18 protein-coding genes are annotated in these 19237 nt (G+C 61.0%); 10 read left to right on the forward strand and 8 right to left on the reverse strand.

Annotation, left to right across the window (positions count from 1 at the left end; genetic code table 11):
• The 8 genes from AOZ07_RS18740 to AOZ07_RS06140 all read left to right on the forward strand — a co-directional run bounded on the left by AOZ07_RS18740 (position 1) and on the right by AOZ07_RS06140 (position 7911).
• Positions 1-174 carry a hypothetical protein gene (locus tag AOZ07_RS18740; protein ID WP_171919494.1) on the forward strand — a complete coding sequence of 58 codons (174 nt, stop codon included), beginning with the start codon at positions 1-3 and terminating at the stop codon, positions 172-174.
• Complete coding sequence (locus AOZ07_RS06110; protein ID WP_060701180.1) at positions 171-959, forward strand: TlyA family RNA methyltransferase; 789 nt, start codon at positions 171-173, stop codon at positions 957-959. The genes AOZ07_RS18740 and AOZ07_RS06110 overlap by 4 nt, the downstream gene beginning before the upstream one ends.
• A 74-nt stretch (positions 960-1033) precedes the next feature.
• Complete coding sequence (locus tag AOZ07_RS06115) at positions 1034-2062, forward strand: NAD kinase (RefSeq protein WP_060701181.1); 1029 nt, start codon at positions 1034-1036, stop codon at positions 2060-2062.
• A 114-nt stretch (positions 2063-2176) separates the two neighbouring features.
• Entirely contained in the window at positions 2177-3919 is a 1743-nt protein-coding gene (recN, locus tag AOZ07_RS06120; RefSeq protein WP_060701182.1) for a DNA repair protein RecN, read from the forward strand.
• 119 nt (positions 3920-4038) lie between these two features.
• Positions 4039-5718: a CTP synthase gene (locus tag AOZ07_RS06125; protein WP_060701183.1), complete on the forward strand. Its 1680-nt coding sequence runs from the start codon at positions 4039-4041 to the stop codon at positions 5716-5718.
• 125 nt (positions 5719-5843) lie between these two features.
• A complete protein-coding gene (locus tag AOZ07_RS06130; protein WP_060703333.1) occupies positions 5844-6482 on the forward strand; it encodes an NUDIX domain-containing protein in 639 nt (212 codons plus the stop codon).
• Positions 6479-7402 (forward strand): site-specific tyrosine recombinase XerD, encoded by a 924-nt coding sequence (gene xerD / locus AOZ07_RS06135; protein WP_084793151.1) that lies wholly within the window; start codon positions 6479-6481, stop codon positions 7400-7402. Before AOZ07_RS06130 ends, xerD begins: the two co-directional genes overlap by 4 nt.
• 2 nt (positions 7403-7404) lie before the next feature.
• A complete protein-coding gene (locus AOZ07_RS06140; RefSeq protein ID WP_060701185.1) occupies positions 7405-7911 on the forward strand; it encodes an 8-oxo-dGTP diphosphatase in 507 nt (168 codons plus the stop codon).
• Positions 7912-7936: 25 nt separating this feature from the next.
• Here the strand turns inward: AOZ07_RS06140 and AOZ07_RS06145 are convergent, their stop codons facing one another.
• The 6 genes from AOZ07_RS06145 to AOZ07_RS06170 form a co-directional block, all read right to left on the reverse strand.
• Complete coding sequence (locus AOZ07_RS06145) at positions 7937-8149, reverse strand: helix-turn-helix domain-containing protein (RefSeq protein WP_060701186.1); 213 nt, start codon at positions 8147-8149, stop codon at positions 7937-7939.
• Positions 8149-8646 (reverse strand): DUF2975 domain-containing protein, encoded by a 498-nt coding sequence (locus tag AOZ07_RS06150; RefSeq protein ID WP_060701187.1) that lies wholly within the window; start codon positions 8644-8646, stop codon positions 8149-8151. Before AOZ07_RS06150 ends, AOZ07_RS06145 begins: the two co-directional genes overlap by 1 nt.
• 176 nt (positions 8647-8822) lie before the next feature.
• Positions 8823-9962, reverse strand: coding sequence for a bifunctional 2-methylcitrate synthase/citrate synthase (locus tag AOZ07_RS06155; RefSeq protein WP_060701188.1), 1140 nt, complete (start codon positions 9960-9962; stop codon positions 8823-8825).
• A 59-nt stretch (positions 9963-10021) separates the two neighbouring features.
• On the reverse strand, positions 10022-10951 hold the full coding sequence (prpB, locus tag AOZ07_RS06160; protein ID WP_060701189.1) for a methylisocitrate lyase: 930 nt from the start codon (positions 10949-10951) through the stop codon (positions 10022-10024).
• Between the two features lies 1 nt (position 10952).
• Positions 10953-12470 (reverse strand): MmgE/PrpD family protein, encoded by a 1518-nt coding sequence (locus AOZ07_RS06165; protein WP_060701190.1) that lies wholly within the window; start codon positions 12468-12470, stop codon positions 10953-10955.
• Positions 12471-12472: 2 nt separating this feature from the next.
• Entirely contained in the window at positions 12473-13120 is a 648-nt protein-coding gene (locus AOZ07_RS06170) for a GntR family transcriptional regulator (RefSeq protein ID WP_060701191.1), read from the reverse strand.
• Positions 13121-13305: 185 nt separating this feature from the next.
• Between AOZ07_RS06170 and AOZ07_RS06175 the strand changes: the two genes are divergently transcribed.
• Positions 13306-15222: an AMP-binding protein gene (locus AOZ07_RS06175; protein WP_060701192.1), complete on the forward strand. Its 1917-nt coding sequence runs from the start codon at positions 13306-13308 to the stop codon at positions 15220-15222.
• A gap of 9 nt (positions 15223-15231) precedes the next feature.
• Here AOZ07_RS06175 and AOZ07_RS06180 read toward each other — a convergent pair whose 3' ends face one another.
• On the reverse strand, positions 15232-15981 hold the full coding sequence (locus AOZ07_RS06180) for a response regulator (RefSeq protein ID WP_060701193.1): 750 nt from the start codon (positions 15979-15981) through the stop codon (positions 15232-15234).
• A gap of 14 nt (positions 15982-15995) precedes the next feature.
• Entirely contained in the window at positions 15996-17693 is a 1698-nt protein-coding gene (locus AOZ07_RS06185; protein ID WP_060701194.1) for a sensor histidine kinase, read from the reverse strand.
• Positions 17694-17872: 179 nt separating this feature from the next.
• Between AOZ07_RS06185 and AOZ07_RS06190 the strand changes: the two genes are divergently transcribed.
• Positions 17873-19171 carry a cation:dicarboxylate symporter family transporter gene (locus AOZ07_RS06190; protein WP_084793153.1) on the forward strand — a complete coding sequence of 433 codons (1299 nt, stop codon included), beginning with the start codon at positions 17873-17875 and terminating at the stop codon, positions 19169-19171.
• The last annotated feature ends 66 nt before the right edge of the window (positions 19172-19237 follow it).

The following is a 19237-nucleotide window of genomic DNA, read 5'->3' on the forward strand; positions in this document are numbered from 1 at the left end:
ATGATTCCACAGAACCCAGTGCCTGCTCCCGGCCCGCGGGGCATGGACGATGCGCAGGTAGAGCAGGCCCTGTCATCGTTGGCCGATCACGATATTACCGAGCATGCAGAGGTCTATGAGCAGTTGCTCGAAGGGTTGCAGCAAGAACTCAATCGCGCGGAGCACAGCCGGTGACAAGGCTCGATCAAGAACTCGTCACCCGAGGTCTGGCCCGTTCGCGCACTGAAGCAGGCAAGCTGATTGCCGCCGGGCGCGTGCTGCTGGCAGGGCATCCTGCCGCCAAGGCCTCAAAGAAGGTTTCTGCCGCCGATGAACTTGCGGTGCTGCCCAGCGGCAGCGAAGAATACGTTTCTCGTGCCGGGCACAAGCTGGCCGGCGCACTAGATGTCTTTGCCACTATCGAACCTGCCGGTCTGCGCTGCCTTGATGCTGGTGCGTCTACCGGGGGATTCACCGATGTATTGCTGCGCCGCGGTGCAGAACATGTGGTCGCAGCCGATGTCGGACATGGACAGCTGGTCGCCGAAATTCGCGAAGACCCCCGGGTCTCGGTCCATGAAGGACTCAACGTCCGCTACCTCACGCCCGAAGATATTGGGGGAGTTGTCGACCTCGTAGTAGCCGACTTGTCCTTCATTTCCTTGCGCCTGGTGATCGATGCCCTGGCTGGGGCCACCAAGCCCGGCGGTTCGCTGGTGCTCATGGCCAAGCCCCAATTCGAGGTCGGCCGCGAGCATTTGAACCGCACCGGAGTAGTCACCGACCCCCAATTGCGCCAAACAGCCGTAGAAGCGGTGATTGCCAGCGCACGAAAGGCAGGGCTGCATTTGCAAGGCCTGGCGCGCAGCCCGTTGCCCGGCCAAGACGGCAACGTCGAATTCTTCTTGTGGCTCAAGGCCGGGGAAAATGCACAGCCGGCGGATGTTGCGCTGATTGAGCAGAACGTTGACTATTCTTAGAAGTGACGTGCATTAGCCGGGGTCGAACGCCTCGGTCATTTTGCATCTCACGATCCTGAGAGGGGCCGCCCGCCTTGCGCCGAATTCTAGTTTTCACCCATACCGGACGCCAAGAAGCGATCGCCGCGGCCATAGAAACCTGTTCATTGCTCAAAGCTGCCGGTGCCATCACGGTGATGCGGCGCAAGGACCACGAAGCCATGACCGACGCCATCGGCGAGGCCATCGAGTCGATCGAAATCCTTGGCGAGGACTGCCAGATTGACGACGTTGACCTGGGCGTGGTGCTTGGGGGAGACGGATCGGTGCTCCGCGCCGCCGAATTGGTCCGCGAGGCACCGCTTCCACTGGTGGGCGTGAACCTCGGGCATGTGGGTTTCCTCGCCGAAGCGGAACGCAGCGAACTCGCAGCAACGGTGGACGCCCTGGTCAATCAGGAATATACCGTCGAAGAGCGGATGACCATCGAGGTCAAGGTCTGGCTCGATAATGTATGCCTGGCTGAAACCTGGGCGTTGAACGAAGCCGCCGTGGAGAAAGCCAATCGCGAACGCATGGTCGAAGTGGTGATCGAAGTTGATGGCCGCCCAATTTCGACCTTTGGCTGCGACGGCGTCGTGATGGCAACGCCCACCGGATCGACCGCCTATTCCTTCTCCGCAGGCGGGCCAGTGGTGTGGCCGGATGTAGCTGCGCTGATCATGGTGCCGATTTCGGCCCATGCTCTTTTTGCCAAGCCGCTGGTCGTGTCGCCGGATTCAGTGATGGCGGTCGAGATCCTCACCCGCACCGATGCCGGCGCCGTGCTGTGGTGCGATGGCCGGCGAACTATCGAATTGCCGCCTGGCGCCCGCGTGGAGGTCACGCGCAGCAGCCGCCCGGTGTATTTGGCGCGTTTGAATACCACGCCATTTTCCGAGCGCCTGGTCAACAAGTTTGAATTGCCGATCACTGGATGGCGCGGGCCGGCAAAGGTAGATGCACGCCGATCAGCCACTGCCGCCCTTCCGGTTATCGGTCCTGGCTTGCAGAGTGTCGAGCCGCACCACCGTGACGAACCGGGAATCCCCATGGTCGCGCGAACCGACGATGGCCCGGAATAAACGAGTTCCAGAAAAAACTTTCCACACGCTCGAACATAACTACGAAAAACAGGGTTAGAACACATATACTAAAATCTCACGGTACGACTTGAACTCGACATTCGGGAGCAGGCAATGATTCAGGAAATCCAGATTTCCAACCTTGGTGTGATTACCGAGGCCACCCTTCCACTGGGCCCAGGGCTCACAGTGGTCACTGGTGAAACCGGGGCTGGCAAGACCATGGTGATCACCGCGCTGTCCTTGCTGCTGGGGCGTCGTGCCGATGCCGGGGCGGTGCGAAACGGTGCCAAGCATGCCCTCGCCGAGGCCGTGGTGCACTTGCCGCCGGATCACCATGTACTTGATTCTGCCAGCCAAGCCGGTGCCTTTATTGAACCGGCTGGCGAACAGAGCGAACTGCTGCTTTCCCGATCGCTGTCGGCCCAGGGGCGTTCCAGGGCTACCATTGGCGGGCGCAGCGCCCCGGTGGGCCTGCTCGCCGAGCTGGGCCATGATCTCGTCGCAGTCCACGGCCAATCCGATCAGATTCGGCTCAAGGAGCCAGCCGCTCAACGCGATGCCCTCGATCGCTTTGCCGGACAATCGCTCACCCGCCTCTTGAGCAGCTACCAGCGTTCGTACCGCCAGTGGCGCTCCGCAACTAAAGAGCTATCGAGCCTGAAGACCGAATCGCGCAATCGGGTGCGCGAGGCCGAAAATTTGCGCTTGGCCCTGGATGAGATTGAGTCGCTCGATCCGCAGCCGGGTGAGGATGAAACCTTGCGCGAGCAGTCGATCAAGTTGGGCAACGTTGAGTCGCTTCGATCTGCCAGCCAGCAAGCGCAGTCCGTAATCGATTCCGAAGATTTCGAGAACCCTGGAGTCACGACGCTGGTGGAAACTGCCAGGGGAGTGCTCGCGCAGGCCAGTGGCGACGATCCCGTATTGTCCTCCTTTTCCGAGCGTGCTGCAGAACTTGGCATTCTTGCCTCAGAGCTGTCCAGCGATCTGGCGGCCTATGCCGCAGATCTCGACGAGGAAGGCCCGGAGCGGCTTGCGCAGATCGAGGCCCGCCGCGCTGATTTGAACAAGCTGATGCGGAAGTACGCTCCGAGCGTCGACGAAGTGATCAGCTGGGCGTCCGAGGCCCGTTCCCGCCTGGAGCGGCTTGGTGGCGATGATTCGCGGATTGCGGAGCTTGAGAATGAAGTAGTTGAGCTTGAGCATCGCGTCGCTTCGCTTGCCTCCGAGCTGTCGGAATCTCGACGCAAAGCGGCGAAGAAGCTCTCCTCGCAGGTTTCGGCCGAACTTAAAGCCTTGGCGATGCCAGATGCAAAGCTCGTTATTGAAGTCGCCGAATTGGACGAGCCGGGGGCCTTCGGCCAGGACGCAATTTCGATGCTACTCGCCCCTCATGCAGGTGCCGCTCCACGGGCTTTGGGCAAGGGCGCCAGCGGTGGCGAACTCTCGCGTGTCATGCTGGCCATTGAAGTCGTGTTGGCGGCGGTCGACCCGGTGCCGACGTTCGTTTTCGACGAAGTCGACCAGGGTGTAGGCGGCAAGGCTGCCGTAGCCATTGGCGAACGCCTGGCAATGCTCGCCAGGCACGTGCAGGTCATCGTCGTGACACACCTGCCCCAAGTTGCCGCGTATGCGGATCGCCATATTCGCGTGATCAAGAATTCGGATGCTACATCGAAATCAGGTGCGGGCTACACCGCCAGCGATGTGATTAGCCTCGATCAGGATGCACGCGTCAAGGAATTGGCCAGGATGCTCGCGGGCCAAGAGGAATCGGATACAGCTCAGGCCCATGCGGAGGAATTGCTTTCCGAAGCCCAGATTCTAGTGTCATCGCTCACCACCGCGAAATAGATTTTCGGCTAAAAGTCTTGGTGAATGCCTGAATTACGGTGAGGCTAGGGCTTCGCGTGATGGTGCACTAGAGTTTTAGAAGGATGCTAAATATTGGAATGGTGATAGGATGAAATCCCGTGGTGCAGCGTAATTCAACTCGTGATTCTCGGTCGTCTGAAACGACAAAGCATATCTTCGTCACCGGCGGTGTGGCCTCTTCCCTTGGTAAGGGATTGACGGCATCCAGCCTTGGACATCTACTTCGAGCTCGTGGTCTCTCAGTGACCATGCAGAAGCTCGATCCCTACCTGAACGTCGATCCAGGTACTATGAACCCATTCCAGCACGGTGAAGTCTTCGTCACTGACGATGGCGCAGAAACCGATCTGGATATCGGACACTATGAGCGCTTCCTGGATGAGAACCTTCCTGGTACCGCCAACGTAACTACCGGTCAGGTGTATTCAACCGTTCTGGAACGTGAACGTCGCGGTGAGTACTTGGGCGATACCGTCCAGGTGATCCCGCACATCACGGATGAAATCAAGCGCCGTATGCGCTTGGCCGCCACTGATCCTGCCGCCGGCAAGTCAGCTCCAGATGTGATCATCACCGAAATCGGCGGCACCGTTGGCGACATCGAATCCCAGCCATTCTTGGAAGCAGCGCGCCAGGTTCGACAGGACATCGGCCGCAAGAACGCTTTCTTCGTACACGTATCCCTGGTGCCATTCATTGGCCCGAGCCATGAGCTGAAGACCAAGCCAACCCAGCACTCCGTAGCTGCGTTGCGCTCCATCGGCATTCAGCCAGACTCATTGGTCATCCGTTCCGATCGTCCGATTCCTGCAGAGATGCGAGCCAAGCTCGGACGCACTTGCGACGTGGACACCGAAGCTGTCATCAACTGCGCTGATGCCCCGAGCATCTACGACATCCCCAAGGTCATCCACGCTCAGGGCCTGGACGCCTACATCGTGCAGACTTTGGAACTGAAGTTCCGCGATGTCGACTGGAGCTCGTGGGATCGCCTGCTGGACGTTGTGCACAACCCAAGCACCGAGCTGACCGTAGCTCTGGTTGGCAAGTACATCGACCTCCCGGACGCCTACCTTTCGGTGACCGAAGCATTGCGCGCCGGTGGATTCGCTAACAACGCCAAGGTCAACATTCGCTGGGTTCCAGCAGATGAATGCGCCACTGAAGCAGGAGCTGCCAAGGCTCTCGCTGGCGTTGAAGCAATCTGCGTGCCAGGCGGCTTCGGCATTCGCGGCCTCGAAGGCAAGCTGGGCGCACTGCGTTTCGCTCGTGAGAACAAGCTGCCTACCCTCGGCCTTTGCCTTGGCCTGCAGTCCATGGTCATCGAATACGCGCGTAACGTTGCTGGCCTTGAAGGCGCATCGTCCACCGAATTCGATCCAGATACCACCACCCCGGTCATCGCGACCATGGAGGAGCAGCTGGAGATCGTGGATGGCAAGGGCGATTTGGGCGGAACCATGCGCCTTGGCCTTTATGAGGCAAAGCTGGCTGAAGGCTCGGTCCTGGCCGAAACCTACGGCACGACCGACGTAGCAGAACGCCACCGTCACCGTTACGAGGTCAACAACTCGTACCGCGCGCAGCTGGAAGAAGCTGGACTGGTCTTCTCCGGCACTTCGCCAGATGGCAGCCTTGTAGAATTTGTGGAACTTCCAAAGGATGTTCACCCTTACTACGTCTCCACTCAGGCGCACCCGGAGCTCTCCAGCCGCCCGACACGACCACACCCGATGTTCGCAGGCCTGGTTGCTGCTGCCTTGGATCAGCGCAGCTAGCAAACTTCGGGCAGAGCGAATTCTCTGCAAGCACTCGCGCGCCGGTTACTCTTGACCGGCGCGCGGCTGTTTAAGCTTGGAATTGAAGGACAGCTATTACCTACCAAAGGACGAACCTGGTGTCGATGCCTCCAATTTCCGACGAATTCTCTCCGCGCGAATTACTGGGCCGGGAAACAGTGTACGAAGGGCGAATCTGGAACGTCATCCACGATTCGGTGAAGCTTTCAGAGACTGGCGGAACCATTGAACGTGATTACATCAACCACCCTGGCGCCGTCAGTGTATTGGTGATGGATGATGACGAGCGAGTGCTGATGATCAATCAGTATCGCCATCCAGTCGGGATGCGCTTATGGGAGATTCCTGCGGGGCTGTTGGATATCGAGGGCGAGGCACCGCTGGATGCAGCCAAGCGTGAGCTCTGGGAAGAAGCGGACCGAACGGCAAATCATTGGTCAATTTTGACGGATGTCTTTCTTTCGCCAGGCTCGTCATCGGAGGCCGTGCGAATATATCTAGCACGCGAACCGCAGCTCGTGCCGGAGGGCCAGCGACATGAACGCACCGAAGAAGAAGCTGAAATGATCAGCACCTGGGTTCCATTGGAAGAAGCTGTTGCCGCAGTACTGGCCGGCAAGATTCACAATCCAACGGCAATGATCGCGCTCCTGGCTGCTCAAGCTGCACGAGCTAGCAAGTACACCAATTTGCGCGACGCGAATGAACCATTCGAGGTTCACCCCAATCTGCGCGAAGGATGAGCGACGGCTTTGAGCAGGCGGTCAAGCGCTACTTGCAGCACCTGGCCATCGAACGAGGCCTAGCCGAGAATACGCTTGCATCGTACCGCCGGGACCTAGCCCGCTATGCAGATGTGCTGCAAACCTATAACGTGAACGATCCACAGCAAATCACCGAGGCCACCATTAGCGGTTATCTGCAGGAGCTTTCCCGCGGCGACGACGACCATAAGCCCTTGGGCGCGAGGTCCGTGGCCAGGCATGCAGTGGCCATACGGCAGTTGCACAAGTACTGGGAGCTGGAAGGGATTTGCGTGCCCAATCCGGCACGCGAGATTCAGCCCCCGGCAATCGGGCAATCACTGCCAAAAGCGATTTCCATTGCGCAGGTAATTCGACTGCTGGATTCGATCAGTACCGAAACTCCGGCGGGCCTGCGTGATCGCGCCATCCTGGAATTCTTGTACGCCACCGGTGCTCGAATTTCTGAAGTGGTCGATCTGGACGTGGACGATCTTCATTTTGCCGACGACGCGGTGGTCCGGCTCTTCGGCAAGGGGTCCAAGGAACGCATCGTTCCCGTAGGCGGTTACGCGCAGCAAGCGGTCAGCGACTACCTGGTGCGTTCGCGACCTGGGTTGGCGCTGAAGGGCAAGGGCACGCCTGCGCTCTTTCTCAATCAGCGCGGTGGCCGGCTGTCTCGACAGTCAGTTTGGCTCTTGATCAGCAAGGCTGCGCAGCGATCGGGAATCAATGTCGAAGTTTCGCCGCATACCTTGCGCCACTCCTTCGCCACCCACTTACTAGAGGGCGGTGCCGATGTTCGTGTAGTGCAAGAACTCCTGGGTCACGCTTCGGTGACTACAACGCAGATTTATACCAAAGTGACGGTGGACTCGCTGCGTGAGTCCTATCAACTGGCGCATCCAAGGGTTGAATGACCATGTCTGGGAATAGCCACTCGTCTAATCCTCGCCCGGTGGCGTTGGTTGCCTTGCTCGCTGAACGGGATGGGAATGCCCAAATTCTGCTGGGGCGAAAGTTGCGCGGATTCGGGCAAGGAAAGATCGTCCTTCCCGGAGGGAAAAATGAACCGGGCGAGTCGAGCAGGCAAGCGGCTGTTCGGGAATTTTTCGAAGAAACGGGTCTGAGGGTCTCTGGCCCGGAACTGCAACTGGCGGCAAGAATTGAATTCAGGTTCAGTTCGCTGCCCGCCGCTGACATGGACTGCATGACCTTTATCGCGCGATCTGCCGAGGGGCAAGCAGCCAGCAGCGACGAGCTCGAACCGTTGTGGTTCCGCATCGACCAATTGCCCGTCGATGAGATGTGGCAGGACTCGAAAACTTGGCTGCCCCAGCTGGCCGCCGGCCAGAGGTTCACCGCAAGGATAGTTCTGGCCTCCGACAACATCTCGGTGCAAACGATTGATTTTGACCCCTGGGATTGATCTTGATCCGATGCCGTTCTCTGTCCTAGCCGGCGTCGGGTTCAAAAATCAGCAGGTCGCCAGGTTGGCAATCCAATTCACGGCACAACGCTTCCAAGGTGCTAAACCGGACTGCCTTGGCCCGTCCATTCTTGAGCACGGCAAGATTCGCAGGCGTGATGCCGATCTTCTCTGATAGTTCGCCAACCCCCATTTTTCGCTTGGCTAGCATCACGTCGATATCTACTCGAATTCCCATCAGATAACGCCACCCAATTCGGTGCGAAGTTCGGCAGCTTGGGCTTCGGTCATTGCCGCTTGTTCGAGCAGCTGGCGCAGGACGAGCACGATGATGCTGATGCCGATCATCAGGAGTCCGGCCCCACCGACAAGAAGCACAACGCCGGGGGCTATTTCGGTGCTGGCAGCGAAGATGGCGCCGAGTGCAAGCGTGGCCAAGGCGCCGACCGCGAAGGCGATGATGATGGGCGTTACATAACCCAAAGAGGCCGGGTCGAAAACAGTCCCGCGTTTGACTCTCGTCGCTAATTTCCACACGCAGTAAACGCATGTTTCAATGATGAGCCCTGCGAGAAAAAGGTAGCTGAGGAAGGAACCTTGAAAGAACTTCTCCGTCCCGTCGCTCGGTGATTCGTGGATGAAAATCATCGGGATCATGAATAGCTGGACAAAGAATGTGCCAGCTAGAATCACAGCCAGAATTACCTTCAACCCGACAATGCTGAATTTTCCCATGGCAAGATACCTTATCGTTCTTCGAAGTGTTTCTATCGTTAAACGATAGGTCGATTCGTTCGATACTGCAAGCCTGCGTGGCGGCTAACTGGTGCACTCCGGTCCTGGACATGGCAAAGGCCACGAGGTGGAAGTGCTTGCTTTGTCCCCGTGGCCTTTGTTGCGAGCTGAACTTTTTACAGTGCGCGCTGCTCCGAGCCGTTATAGGCAGAGAGCGGTCGGATCAGCGCGTTGGCTGCGCGCTGTTCGAAGATATGGCTCGTCCAGCCGGTAATGCGTGCCGCAATGAAGATCGGGGTGAACATCTCGGTGTCAAAGCCCATGAGGTGATAGGTCGGGCCGGCCGGGTAATCCAGGTTTGGCTTGATGGATTTGGCTTCATCCATGGCAGCTTCCAGGCCGTCGTACAATCCCAGTATTTCGTGGCGATCGTAGTGTTCAATCATCCGGTCCAACGCGGCCTTCATGGTCGGGACGCGCGAGTCGCCGTGCTTGTAAACACGGTGCCCGAAGCCCATGACTTTCTTCTTCGCGGCCAGTGCTTCCACCATCCATGCCTTGGCGCGCTTTGCTGCATCTTCGCGAGATTCGTCTTTGTTGATGCCGATCTCGGTAAAGGTGTGCATCACCGCTTCGTTGGCTCCACCATGCAGCGGACCCTTCAACGCTCCAATGGCCCCAGTGACCGCCGAATGGAGATCCGACAGGGTCGAAGTGATTACTCGGGCGGTGAAGGTCGAGGCGTTGAAAGAGTGTTCTGCATAGAGCACCATGGACACGCGGAAAGCATCGACAACCTCCGGGGCGGCTTCTTCGCCAAAGGTCATCCACAAGAAGTTGGACGAGTAGTCTAGATCTTCACGCGGGGCGACAATCTCCAGGCCGCGGCGGCGGCGCTGGTCGTAGGCAACCACTGCCGGGAAAGCAGCGAACAGTTCCTTGGCCTTGAGCAGTTCGGCCTCGGGCGAGGAATTGCCTGCCTCGGGGTGGTTTGCGCCGATCACCGACACTGCGGTGCGTCCGACATCCATGGGGTGGCAGTCGGCAGGCAGCAGATCAATGGCGGCTTTGACCCGCGGATCCAAAGCGCGGTTGGCGCGTTCGAAGGCGGTGAACTCGGTCAATTCGCTCTGGCTCGGCAATTCCCCGGTCCACAAGAGCAGTGCGACCTCTTCGAAGGACTTGTTAGCGGCCAGGTCCTGCACGGGATAACCGCGATACAACAGCGAGTTCGTTTCCGGGTTGACCTTGGAGACGGCGGTGTAGTCAACGACAACGCCTGCCAGGCCCTTTTTGATTTCCTCTGGGGTAGTCATTCTTGCTCCTCTTCATTGCCGGAGAAATAATGCATTGGTGATACTGCTATGGTGCGAATCTAGAGGTTGGCGCTATTGGAATCAATGTCCAAGGTCGGGACCTGGAAATTGAAGATTCCGGTATCAAAGCGGTTGTAGGCTTCATAGTCCACGAGCTCGTAGAGGCGTGACCTGGTTAACATGTTATCCACTTCGCGCTGCTGGGTACCATCCTCGCTGATGGCATCCAGCACCCGCTCGGCCGCGCCCATGGCGCTGCGCAACAGGGTGACCGGGTAGATGATCAGCGCGACACCGGCATCTGCCAGCTGTTGGCGGTTGAATAGCTCGGACTTGCCGAACTCGGTCATATTCGCCAGTACCGGCACATCCACGGCGTTGCACACCGCCTCGAACTCTGCGACGTTTTTCATCGCCTCGGGGAAGATCGCGTCGGCTCCGGCGTCGACCATCGCCTTGGCCCGGTCGATGGCCGAATCAAGGCCCTCGACCGCGCGAATATCGGTGCGGGCCATGATCAGGAAGTTCTGATCGATGCGTGCATCAGCGGCGGCGGCGATGCGCTTGAGCATGGTGTCGGTGTCCACCACGTTCTTGCCGTCCAGGTGTCCGCAGCGTTTCGGATTGAATTGGTCCTCGATGTGGCACCCGGCAAGTCCAGCGTATTCGAGTTCCTGGATGGTGCGGGCCACGTTCATCGGCTCGCCGAATCCCGTATCGGCATCCACGATCGCGGGCAGGTCGGACATGCGGGCGATTTGCCCGGCACGCGTGGCTACCTCGGTCAGCGAGGTCAATCCGATATCCGGCAGGCCAAGGTCGTTGGCGAGCACCGCACCAGAAATGTAGATGCCGTCGAACTGCTTCTCGCTGATCAGCTTCGCCGAGAGCGGGTTGAAAGCGCCGGGGAACTGGCGGGCGGCACCCGGGGTGAGCATTTCGCGCAGCGCCAGGCGCTTTGCCGCAGGGGTTCTTGTCGAGTACAGCATGCTAGAACAGGCCCTTCGGTGCGGCCGCTGCGTCGATGACGCCCGCGGCGGCGGCGATGTTCAGCTGGTCCAGTTCGCCGGCGGCCAGGTTTTCAAGGTTTTCTGCGGCCGCGATGAAGCGGTCGATCTCGGCGTCGTCCACCAGGCCGGCGGCCAGGGTGCGGAACTTGTTGATGTACTGCTCGCGGGCGAAAGGACGGGCGCCGAGCGGGTGCGCGTCGGCTACGGCGATTTCATCGGTGATCACGGTGCCATCGGCCAGGGTGATCTCGACCGAGCCGCCGAAGGCCTTCTCGGCGATGTCGAGCGAGTGGTAGCGGCGGGTCCATTGCGCATCTTCTTCGGTGGTGACCTTGTGCCACAGCTCCACGGTGTCGGCGCGGCCGGCACGCTCAGGGGAGTAGGAATCCACGTGGTGCCATGCGCCATCCTGCAAGGCCACGGTGAAGATGTACGGGATCGAGTGGTCCAGGGTTTCGCGGCTGGCGGTGGGATCGTACTTCTGCGGGTCGTTCGCGCCGGAGCCGATGACGTAGTGGGTGTGGTGGCTGGTCTTGATCAGCACCGAGGTGACGTTCTTCGGGTCGGTGGCCTCCGGGTGCTCGCCGTGCAGCTTGCGGGCAAGGTCGATCCAGGCCTGGGCCTGGTACTCGGCCGAGTGCTCCTTGGTGTAGGTGTCCAGGATGGCGCGCTTGGCTTCGCCGGCCTCTGGCAGCGGCACCTCGTAGGCGGCATCCTCGCCATCGAGCATCCAGGCGATGACGCCGTCTTCGCCCTCGTAGATTGGCACTGGGGAGGTCTGGCCGCGCATCGCGCGGTCCGCGGCCTCGACGGCCATCTTGCCGGCGAAGGCCGGGGCGTGGGCCTTCCAGGTGGAGATTTCGCCCTTGCGCGACTGGCGGGTGGCGGTGGTGGTGTGCAGGCCCTGTCCCACGGCCTGGAAGATGGTTTCGACATCCAGGCCCAGCAGGGTGCCGATGCCGGCGGCGGCCGATGGGCCCAGGTGCGCGACATGGTCGATCTTGTGCTTGTGCAGGCAGATGGCCTTGACCAGGTCCACCTGGATTTCGTAGCCGGTGGCGATGCCGCGGATCAGGTCCTTGCCCGAGGCGCCAGTGTGCTGGGCGACAGCCAGGATCGGCGGGATGTTGTCGCCCGGGTGCGAGTATTCGGCGGCCAGGAAGGTGTCATGGTAGTCCAGTTCGCGCACGGCCACGCCGTTGGCCCAGGCTGCCCATTCCGGGGAGACCTTTTCGGAGATGCCGAAGACGCTGGCGCCCGCCCCGCCGGTGGATGGGGCGTGGGTCAGTGCCTGGGCGCGGGCGGCAATGATCGGTCCGCGGTTCAGCGAAGCGATGGCCACCGAGGCATTGTCGATGATGCGGTTGATGATCATGTCGGCCACTTCTGCGGTGACCTCTACCGGATCGGCGGCCACCGTGGCGATCTTGTGCGCCAGCTGGTCTTCGCGAGCCAGGTTTTCCTCGGAGCGGTATACGCGTACAGGGTGCTTGATCATGGTCATTGCCTTTCTGATCCGGCCGCGTGGGCCATGATGTGGGTGAAGGATTGGTGCAGGTGAACTGTGGTGGCCGCCGCGGCAACCTCGGGATTCCCGCTGGCGATCGCTCGCGCTATGGCAGCATGCTCGCCGGCGGAGGCCTTGAGCCGTTGGGGGTTGTCCTTGGCCATGCGCCGAATCCGTTGCAGGTGAACCCGCAGGGTGCGCAATGCGTTGGACAGGTACTTGTTGTTCGCAGCCTCGTCGATGGAATCGTCGAGCAGCTGCACCAGCTGGTAGTAGGATTCGCGGGATCCGGGGATCTCTATTTCTAGGGCGGCGGCCTCAAAGCGCAGCGCCAGTTCGTCGAAGCTTGCTCGCTGCGCTGAGCCGGCTGCCTGCCGGGCGCTGGCGCATTCCAGTGCTACGCGCAGGACGAACAGGTCTTCTACGTGATCTTCGCTGACCTCCGAGACCACCGTGCCTCGCCCGCGTTGCGCTACCGCCAGTCCATCGGCAACCAGCCGCCCCAGCGCCTCGCGAACCGGTGTGCGCGAAACGCCCAGGCGTTCTGACTGCTCGACTTCTGCGAGTACGGTGCCCGGAGCCAAGCGCCATTCGACAATGTCGGCGCGCAGGCTCTCGTAGACCTTGTCGCTTGCTCTCATGCTGCAATTGTATACACGGACCGTGGATAATTGGGAGATTTGAGAATATATCCCAAGATTCTTTCAAGTTATGTATACATAAAATTTGTGTTGGAGTGACTTGGCTCATAGAGTTGACGGCGAGGACGATCTCAGTCACCACGCAGGGGCCGGGCAATGACGCCCGGTGCCGGGAGGAAAGAACAATGGCACAGGAATACCGCCGGGCCTTCGCCCAGGCTACCAACGACCCCGCCACTTTCTGGCTGCAAGCGGCCCAGGATCTCCAATGGGACACGGTGCCGCAAATAGCCATCGACGATTCGCGCAAGCCGCTCTATTCCTGGTTCCCCGATGGCAAGCTCAACCTTTCCAGCAATGCGCTCGATCGGCATGTTGCCGCCGGCCGCGCAGATCACACCGCGCTGATCCATGATTCAGCGATGCTGGGCAGCGTCGTCAGCTACACCTACGCGCAGCTGCTGAGCGAAGTTGAAACCTTTGCCGGCGTATTGGCAGGGCGCGGGGTCGGCATGGGGGATCGGGTGCTGATCTACTTGCCGATGATCCCGCAGGCCGTGATCGCCATGCTCGCTTGCGCCCGGCTCGGTGCCGTGCATTCGGTGGTCTTTGGCGGTTTTGCCCCGAAGGAGCTGGCGGCGCGTATTACCGACTGCGCGCCGGTCGCGGTGGTCACCGCCTCCGGCGGCATCGAGCCAAGCAGGCGCATCGAATACCTGCCGGCGGTGGCTGAGGCGCTGTCCCTGGCGGAACCAGCCGTTAAGGACGTGATTGTGGCCCACCGCGATGGGTTCGAGCATGGCCTCGCCGACTACCGGAACCAGCCGATCAACGGCCAACAGGTCAATTGGCTGGACTGGGATGAGCAGGCGCAGCAGGCAGCACCCGCCGCGGCCGTGCCCGTGCCATCAACCCACCCGCTCTACGTGCTGTACACCTCGGGCACCACCGGGGCGTCGAAAAAAGTGGTCCGCGACACAGGTGGCTACGGCACGGCGCTGCAGTACTCGATGAACGCAATCTACGATGTGCATCCCGGGGACACCATGTTCACCGCCTCCGATGTCGGCTGGGTCGTAGGCCACTCCTACATTGTGTACGCGCCGCTGATCGCCGGCGCGACAACGGTGCTCTATGAAGGCAAGCCGGTGGGCACGCCGGATGCCGGAGTTTTTGGGCGCATTATCGAGGACCACGGGGTCACAACGATGTTCACCGCGCCAACTGCGTTGCGTGCCGTGCGCAAGGCGGATCCGCAGGGCGCGCTGATCGCCAGCCATGACTTGTCCACCCTGCGCGCGCTGTTTGTCGCCGGAGAGCGACTGGACCCCGATACCTTCCACTTCGCCTCCGATCTTCTGCGGATTCCCGTGGTGGATAACTGGTGGCAGACCGAGACCGGTTGGCCGATCGCCGCGAATCCGCTGGGGCTGGAAGCGCTGCCGGCCAAGGCGGGATCGCCCACCACCCCGGTGCCTGGTTTCGCGGTGCAGATTCGCGATGGCCTGGGCGAGGAGCTGCCAGCGGGCCAGGAGGGAAATATTGTTGTCCGCCTGCCATTGCCACCGGGTGCGTTGACCACGCTGTGGGGCAACGACCAGCGCTTTATCGATACGTACCTGGCGCAGATCGAGGGGTGCTACCTGACCGGGGACTCGGGGTTCCTGGATGAGGACGGCTACCTCTTCGTGATGGGCCGCACCGATGACGTGATCAACGTTTCCGGGCATCGGCTGTCCACCGGCGCCATCGAGCAGGTGCTGGCCAGCCATCCGGCGGTCGCGGAATGCGCCGTGATCGGCCTGGCCGATGCGCTCAAGGGGCAACGCGCCAGTGGCTATGTGGTGCTCAAATCCGGCGTTCAGATCGACGGCGAAACCTTGGCGCGGGAAATTGTCGCCCTGGTGCGCCGGCAGATCGGCGCCGTGGCGGACTTCCGCGAAGTCACGGTGGTTGCCGCGTTGCCGAAGACCCGTTCGGGCAAAATCCTGCGCAAGACCATGCGGCAGATTGCCGACGGCAAGGAGTACACCGTTCCATCCACCATCGAGGACCCCGCAGTGCTCGATGAATTGATGCCGCTGCTGCGCGCGCAAGCCTAGGCCGGCGGCCTAGCTTCGAGGAGCTGCCCGGTATTCATATTCCGGGCGGCCCCTGGTGCCATGCCGCGGTTGTTTGAGCACTGCCCTGGTTTCGAACAGGTGCTCCAGGTAGCGCCGAGCGGTGACCCGCGAGATGCCTAGTTCTTCGCCCAGTTCGGTGGCTGAAAAGCAGCGTTCGGCCTGCCGGGCCAGATGCTCGCTGATCTGTGCCAAGGTCTCCGGGATCAGGCCCTTGGGCAGGGAAGCGGAAGCGGTAGATGTGCGCAGCGCGGAAAAGGCGGTGTCCAAGGCGGCCTGGCTGGTGTCCGGCCCGGTGGACCGCATGGTGGAGATGAAGCGGCGGTGATTTTCAAGCTTCTCGCTGAAGGCCGCAAAGGTGAAGGGCTTGATGAGGTACTGGGTGATGCCGGTGGCGACAGCGGAGCGGACCACGGCAAGATCGCGGACCGCGGTGATGGCGATGATGTCGGTGGTCAGGCCCAACCCGCGCATCCGCTTGGCCACGTCGATCCCGTGCAAATCGGGCAAGGTCATGTCCAGGAGGACCAGATCGAAGGCAGCCCCTGAATTCCGGGCGCGTGTGAGCAGGGACAATGCTTCTTGCCCGTTGTTGGCGATCGCGCCGGTCGCGAATCCGGGGACCCGATTAACGTACTTGGCGTGGGATGCCGCGGTTTCGGGCTCGTCGTCGACCACGAGCACAATGATGTCCTCGCTGCTTGAAGACGGGGCGGGTGGGACGATGCGGGGACCTGTCATGGAACTCTCCTTGGCTAGCTGCTGGACTCTAGCGGAAGGGTCACGGTGAAGATCGCCCCGGCATCATTGTCAACATTCATTGTGCCACCTAGGCGCAGCACGGCCTGCTGCACCAGGGCCAAGCCCAGACCGCGCGGCTGTGCCCCCTTTTTGGTGCTCACCCCGAAACGCAGCAGCTGGTCGAGGAATTCCGGTTCAATGCCGGGCCCGGAATCGGCCACGGATATGATCAGCTCCCCATGCCCCGCGGTGACCTCCACCCAGACGGTGGATTCCCTGGTGCCGGCGGAAACATCCAAGGCATTGTCCAAGAGGTTGCCCACGATGGTGACCATATCGCTGGCTGCCACCGCATCGGCAGGGATGAATCCCTGCGCGGTGATATCCAGCTTGACCCCGCGCTCATGGGCTTGGGCGGCTTTGGCCACCAGCAGGCTGGAAAGGTAGGCGTCATCGATGGAATGCACGATGGCATCGGTAAGCTTTTGCGAATGCTGCCGGTCGTCCACCGCAAAGGCCAAGGCCCGCTCGTTCTGGCCATTTTCTATCAGCGTGGCGATGGTGTGCAGCCGGTTGGCATGCTCATGGGTTTGCGCTCGCAGGGCGGTGGAGAAGGTTTTCAGCGACTGGACCTCGCCGGCCAGTTCCTGCACCTCGGTGAGGTCGCGCAAGGTCAGAACCTGGCCGGTGAGCGGCTGCACGCCAAGCCAGCGCCGGGGAGCGCCGCCTCTCCGGGGCAATCCCGCGTTGGTCAAGCGTGCGGGACCTTGGGAAATGGACAGTACGCTGCGGGCTCCCAGATGGATTTCGTCTTTGCAGCTGCGGCCGGTGGCCATGAGCGTGCGCAGGGTTTCGGGCATCTGGACCTGGTCGAGATCCAGGCCATGAGGCGGTACCTCATCGGGCAAATCCAGCAATTTCGCGGCCTCTTGGTTATAGAGCACGATCCGATGCCGCCGATCGAGCAGCACCAGCCCTTCGCGCACCGAATGCAGCGCGGAGAAATAGAAGGCGTAGAGCCGGCGCAGGCCATGCGGGCCGAAGCCCAAGGTCGCCTGGTTGACGTAGCGCGAGAAGCACCACGAGGTGAAGCCGGCCAGGATCAGGGCGAGTGCGGAAACCAGCAGGATTTGCGGCAGCTCGCTGCGGTAAATCGTCTGCAGGTTTTCCAGGGTGATTCCGGTGGCCACCAGCCCGACAAGCTTTCCGTCGTGGTACACCGGCGCAATGGTCCGCACCGAGCGTCCCAGGGTTCCCAGCGCCACCTCGTTATAGGTCTGGCCGGCGAGCGCCTGCTTGGTCGAACCTGCATAGTTCTGGCCAATCCGCTCGGGATTGGGGTGGGTGACGCGCTTGGTGTCCGGGGTCATGATCGAAATGAAATCGACACCTTGGCCGCGGTCCAGGATCTTGTTGGTGTAGGGCTGCAGCAGTTCCGAGGGGTGATCCCCGGCCAGCGCGTTGCCCACGAAAGGGTCGTTGGCCAGCGTAATGGAGATCGTGGCAACGGTGGCTTGCTTGTCGTCGAGGATGACCCGGGCCTGTTGCTGGTAGGTGGAGACCGCCATTCCAATGACCACCAAAATGACCACGAGCATCTGCGCGGCGAAGATCAGCACCGCAAAAGACCAGCCGTTGCGGCTCAGGGGAGCGGGGATTGCATCGTTCTGAGCCTCGCGGGGCGAGGACAGGTCCGTGAAGTGGTCTGTCATGTTGCGCTCCTCCTCTTGCGGTGTCTTCCTTTGGAGTGCTATCGCGTGACCAATATGAACGCAATAGAGATGCACATCACCTCGGCGCGCACCATTGAACAGAACGATTCTACGTAATACCGGCTTGGCAAGGACGCCAGGGGCGGTTGCAGGCACTTTTCAAGGGTAGGACTAACCACATGACTGTCACTGACGACATGAAGCCGGGCGGCAACTCAGCCCAGGCCGGAACGAAGAAAAAAGACAAGACCCACTGGCTGTACATCATGGTGATTGCCGCCGTGGTGCTCGGCGCAGCGGTCGGACTGCTCGCCCCGGACCTCGGCAAGGCGCTCAAGCCCCTGGGCACCGGTTTTGTGGCATTGATCAAGATGCTGATCGCCCCGGTGATCTTCTGCACCATCGCCCTCGGCGTCGGCTCCATCGCCAAGGCCGCCACGGTCGGCAAGGTCGGCGGCCTGGCGCTGCTGTACTTCATCACCATGTCCACCTTCGCCCTGGCCATCGGCCTGGTCGTCGGCAACATCATCCACCCCGGATCCGGACTGAAGCTCGAGCCTTATGAGGCGAGCACCGGCGGGGGAGACAACGCCACCGTCGCCTTCCTGCTGGAACTGATCCCGGGCGACATCCCGGTGCTGCCAACCCTGGTGCTGGCCCTGCTGGTCGGCTTCGCGCTGCAGTCCATGGGCAAGGCCGGCGAGCCGGTGCTCAACGGCATCAAGCACATCCAGGCCGTGGTCTTCCGCTTGATGATGATGATCATGTGGGTTGCCCCGATTGGTGCCTTCGGCGCCATTGCCGCAGTGGTCGGTGCCACCGGTTGGGCCGCCATCGGCTCCATGGCGATCCTGATGGGCGCCTTCTACCTGACCTGCGCCCTGTTCATCGTCGTCATCCTTGGCACCTTGCTGCGCGTGGTGACCGGTCTGAACATCTTCTTGCTGCTCAAGTACCTGGCTCGCGAATACCTGCTGATCTTCTCCACCAGCTCCTCCGAGTCGGCCCTGCCGCGCCTGATCGCCAAGATGGAGCATGCCGGTGTTTCGAAGCCGGTCGTCGGCATCACCGTGCCAACCGGCTACTCCTTCAACCTTGACGGCACCGCGATCTACCTGACCATGGCTGCCCTGTTCGTTTCGACCGCCATGGGCATGCCGATGAACCTGGGCGAGCAGGTCGGCCTGCTGGTCTTCATGATCGTCGCTTCCAAGGGCGCCGCCGGCGTGACCGGTGCAGGCCTGGCCACCTTGGCCGCCGGGCTGCAGTCGCACCGTCCGGAACTGCTGGACGGCATGGGCGTGATCGTGGGCATCGACAAGTTCATGTCCGAAGCCCGCGCGCTGACCAACTTCACCGGCAACGCCGTGGCCACCTTGCTGATCGGCAAGTGGACCAGGGAAATTGACATGGACCAGGCGAAGGCCGTGCTGGCCGGCAACCGTCCGTTCGACGAAACCAGCGTCGAGGGCCACTAGCCCGCAGTGAAGAATCCGCTATCCGAAGTGCTCGGGTAGCGGATTTTTTGCGTCTTGGAATCTTTG

Origin of the sequence: Glutamicibacter halophytocola (genome assembly GCF_001302565.1) — a bacterium.
Taxonomy (GTDB): Bacteria; Actinomycetota; Actinomycetes; order Actinomycetales; family Micrococcaceae; genus Glutamicibacter; species Glutamicibacter halophytocola.

Coding starts and splice junctions, on each gene's coding strand:
- AOZ07_RS18740 (WP_171919494.1), top strand. CDS start 1: ATGATTCCACAGAACCCAGTGCCTGCTCCCGGCCCGCGGGGCATGGAC.
- recN (WP_060701182.1), top strand. CDS start 2,177: ATGATTCAGGAAATCCAGATTTCCAACCTTGGTGTGATTACCGAGGCC.
- AOZ07_RS06130 (WP_060703333.1), top strand. CDS start 5,844: ATGCCTCCAATTTCCGACGAATTCTCTCCGCGCGAATTACTGGGCCGG.
- xerD (WP_084793151.1), top strand. CDS start 6,479: ATGAGCGACGGCTTTGAGCAGGCGGTCAAGCGCTACTTGCAGCACCTG.
- AOZ07_RS06140 (WP_060701185.1), top strand. CDS start 7,405: ATGTCTGGGAATAGCCACTCGTCTAATCCTCGCCCGGTGGCGTTGGTT.
- AOZ07_RS06145 (WP_060701186.1), bottom strand. CDS start 8,149: ATGGGAATTCGAGTAGATATCGACGTGATGCTAGCCAAGCGAAAAATG.
- AOZ07_RS06150 (WP_060701187.1), bottom strand. CDS start 8,646: ATGGGAAAATTCAGCATTGTCGGGTTGAAGGTAATTCTGGCTGTGATT.
- AOZ07_RS06155 (WP_060701188.1), bottom strand. CDS start 9,962: ATGACTACCCCAGAGGAAATCAAAAAGGGCCTGGCAGGCGTTGTCGTT.
- prpB (WP_060701189.1), bottom strand. CDS start 10,951: ATGCTGTACTCGACAAGAACCCCTGCGGCAAAGCGCCTGGCGCTGCGC.
- AOZ07_RS06165 (WP_060701190.1), bottom strand. CDS start 12,470: ATGATCAAGCACCCTGTACGCGTATACCGCTCCGAGGAAAACCTGGCT.
- AOZ07_RS06170 (WP_060701191.1), bottom strand. CDS start 13,120: ATGAGAGCAAGCGACAAGGTCTACGAGAGCCTGCGCGCCGACATTGTC.
- AOZ07_RS06175 (WP_060701192.1), top strand. CDS start 13,306: ATGGCACAGGAATACCGCCGGGCCTTCGCCCAGGCTACCAACGACCCC.
- AOZ07_RS06180 (WP_060701193.1), bottom strand. CDS start 15,981: ATGACAGGTCCCCGCATCGTCCCACCCGCCCCGTCTTCAAGCAGCGAG.
- AOZ07_RS06185 (WP_060701194.1), bottom strand. CDS start 17,693: ATGACAGACCACTTCACGGACCTGTCCTCGCCCCGCGAGGCTCAGAAC.
- AOZ07_RS06190 (WP_084793153.1), top strand. CDS start 17,873: ATGACTGTCACTGACGACATGAAGCCGGGCGGCAACTCAGCCCAGGCC.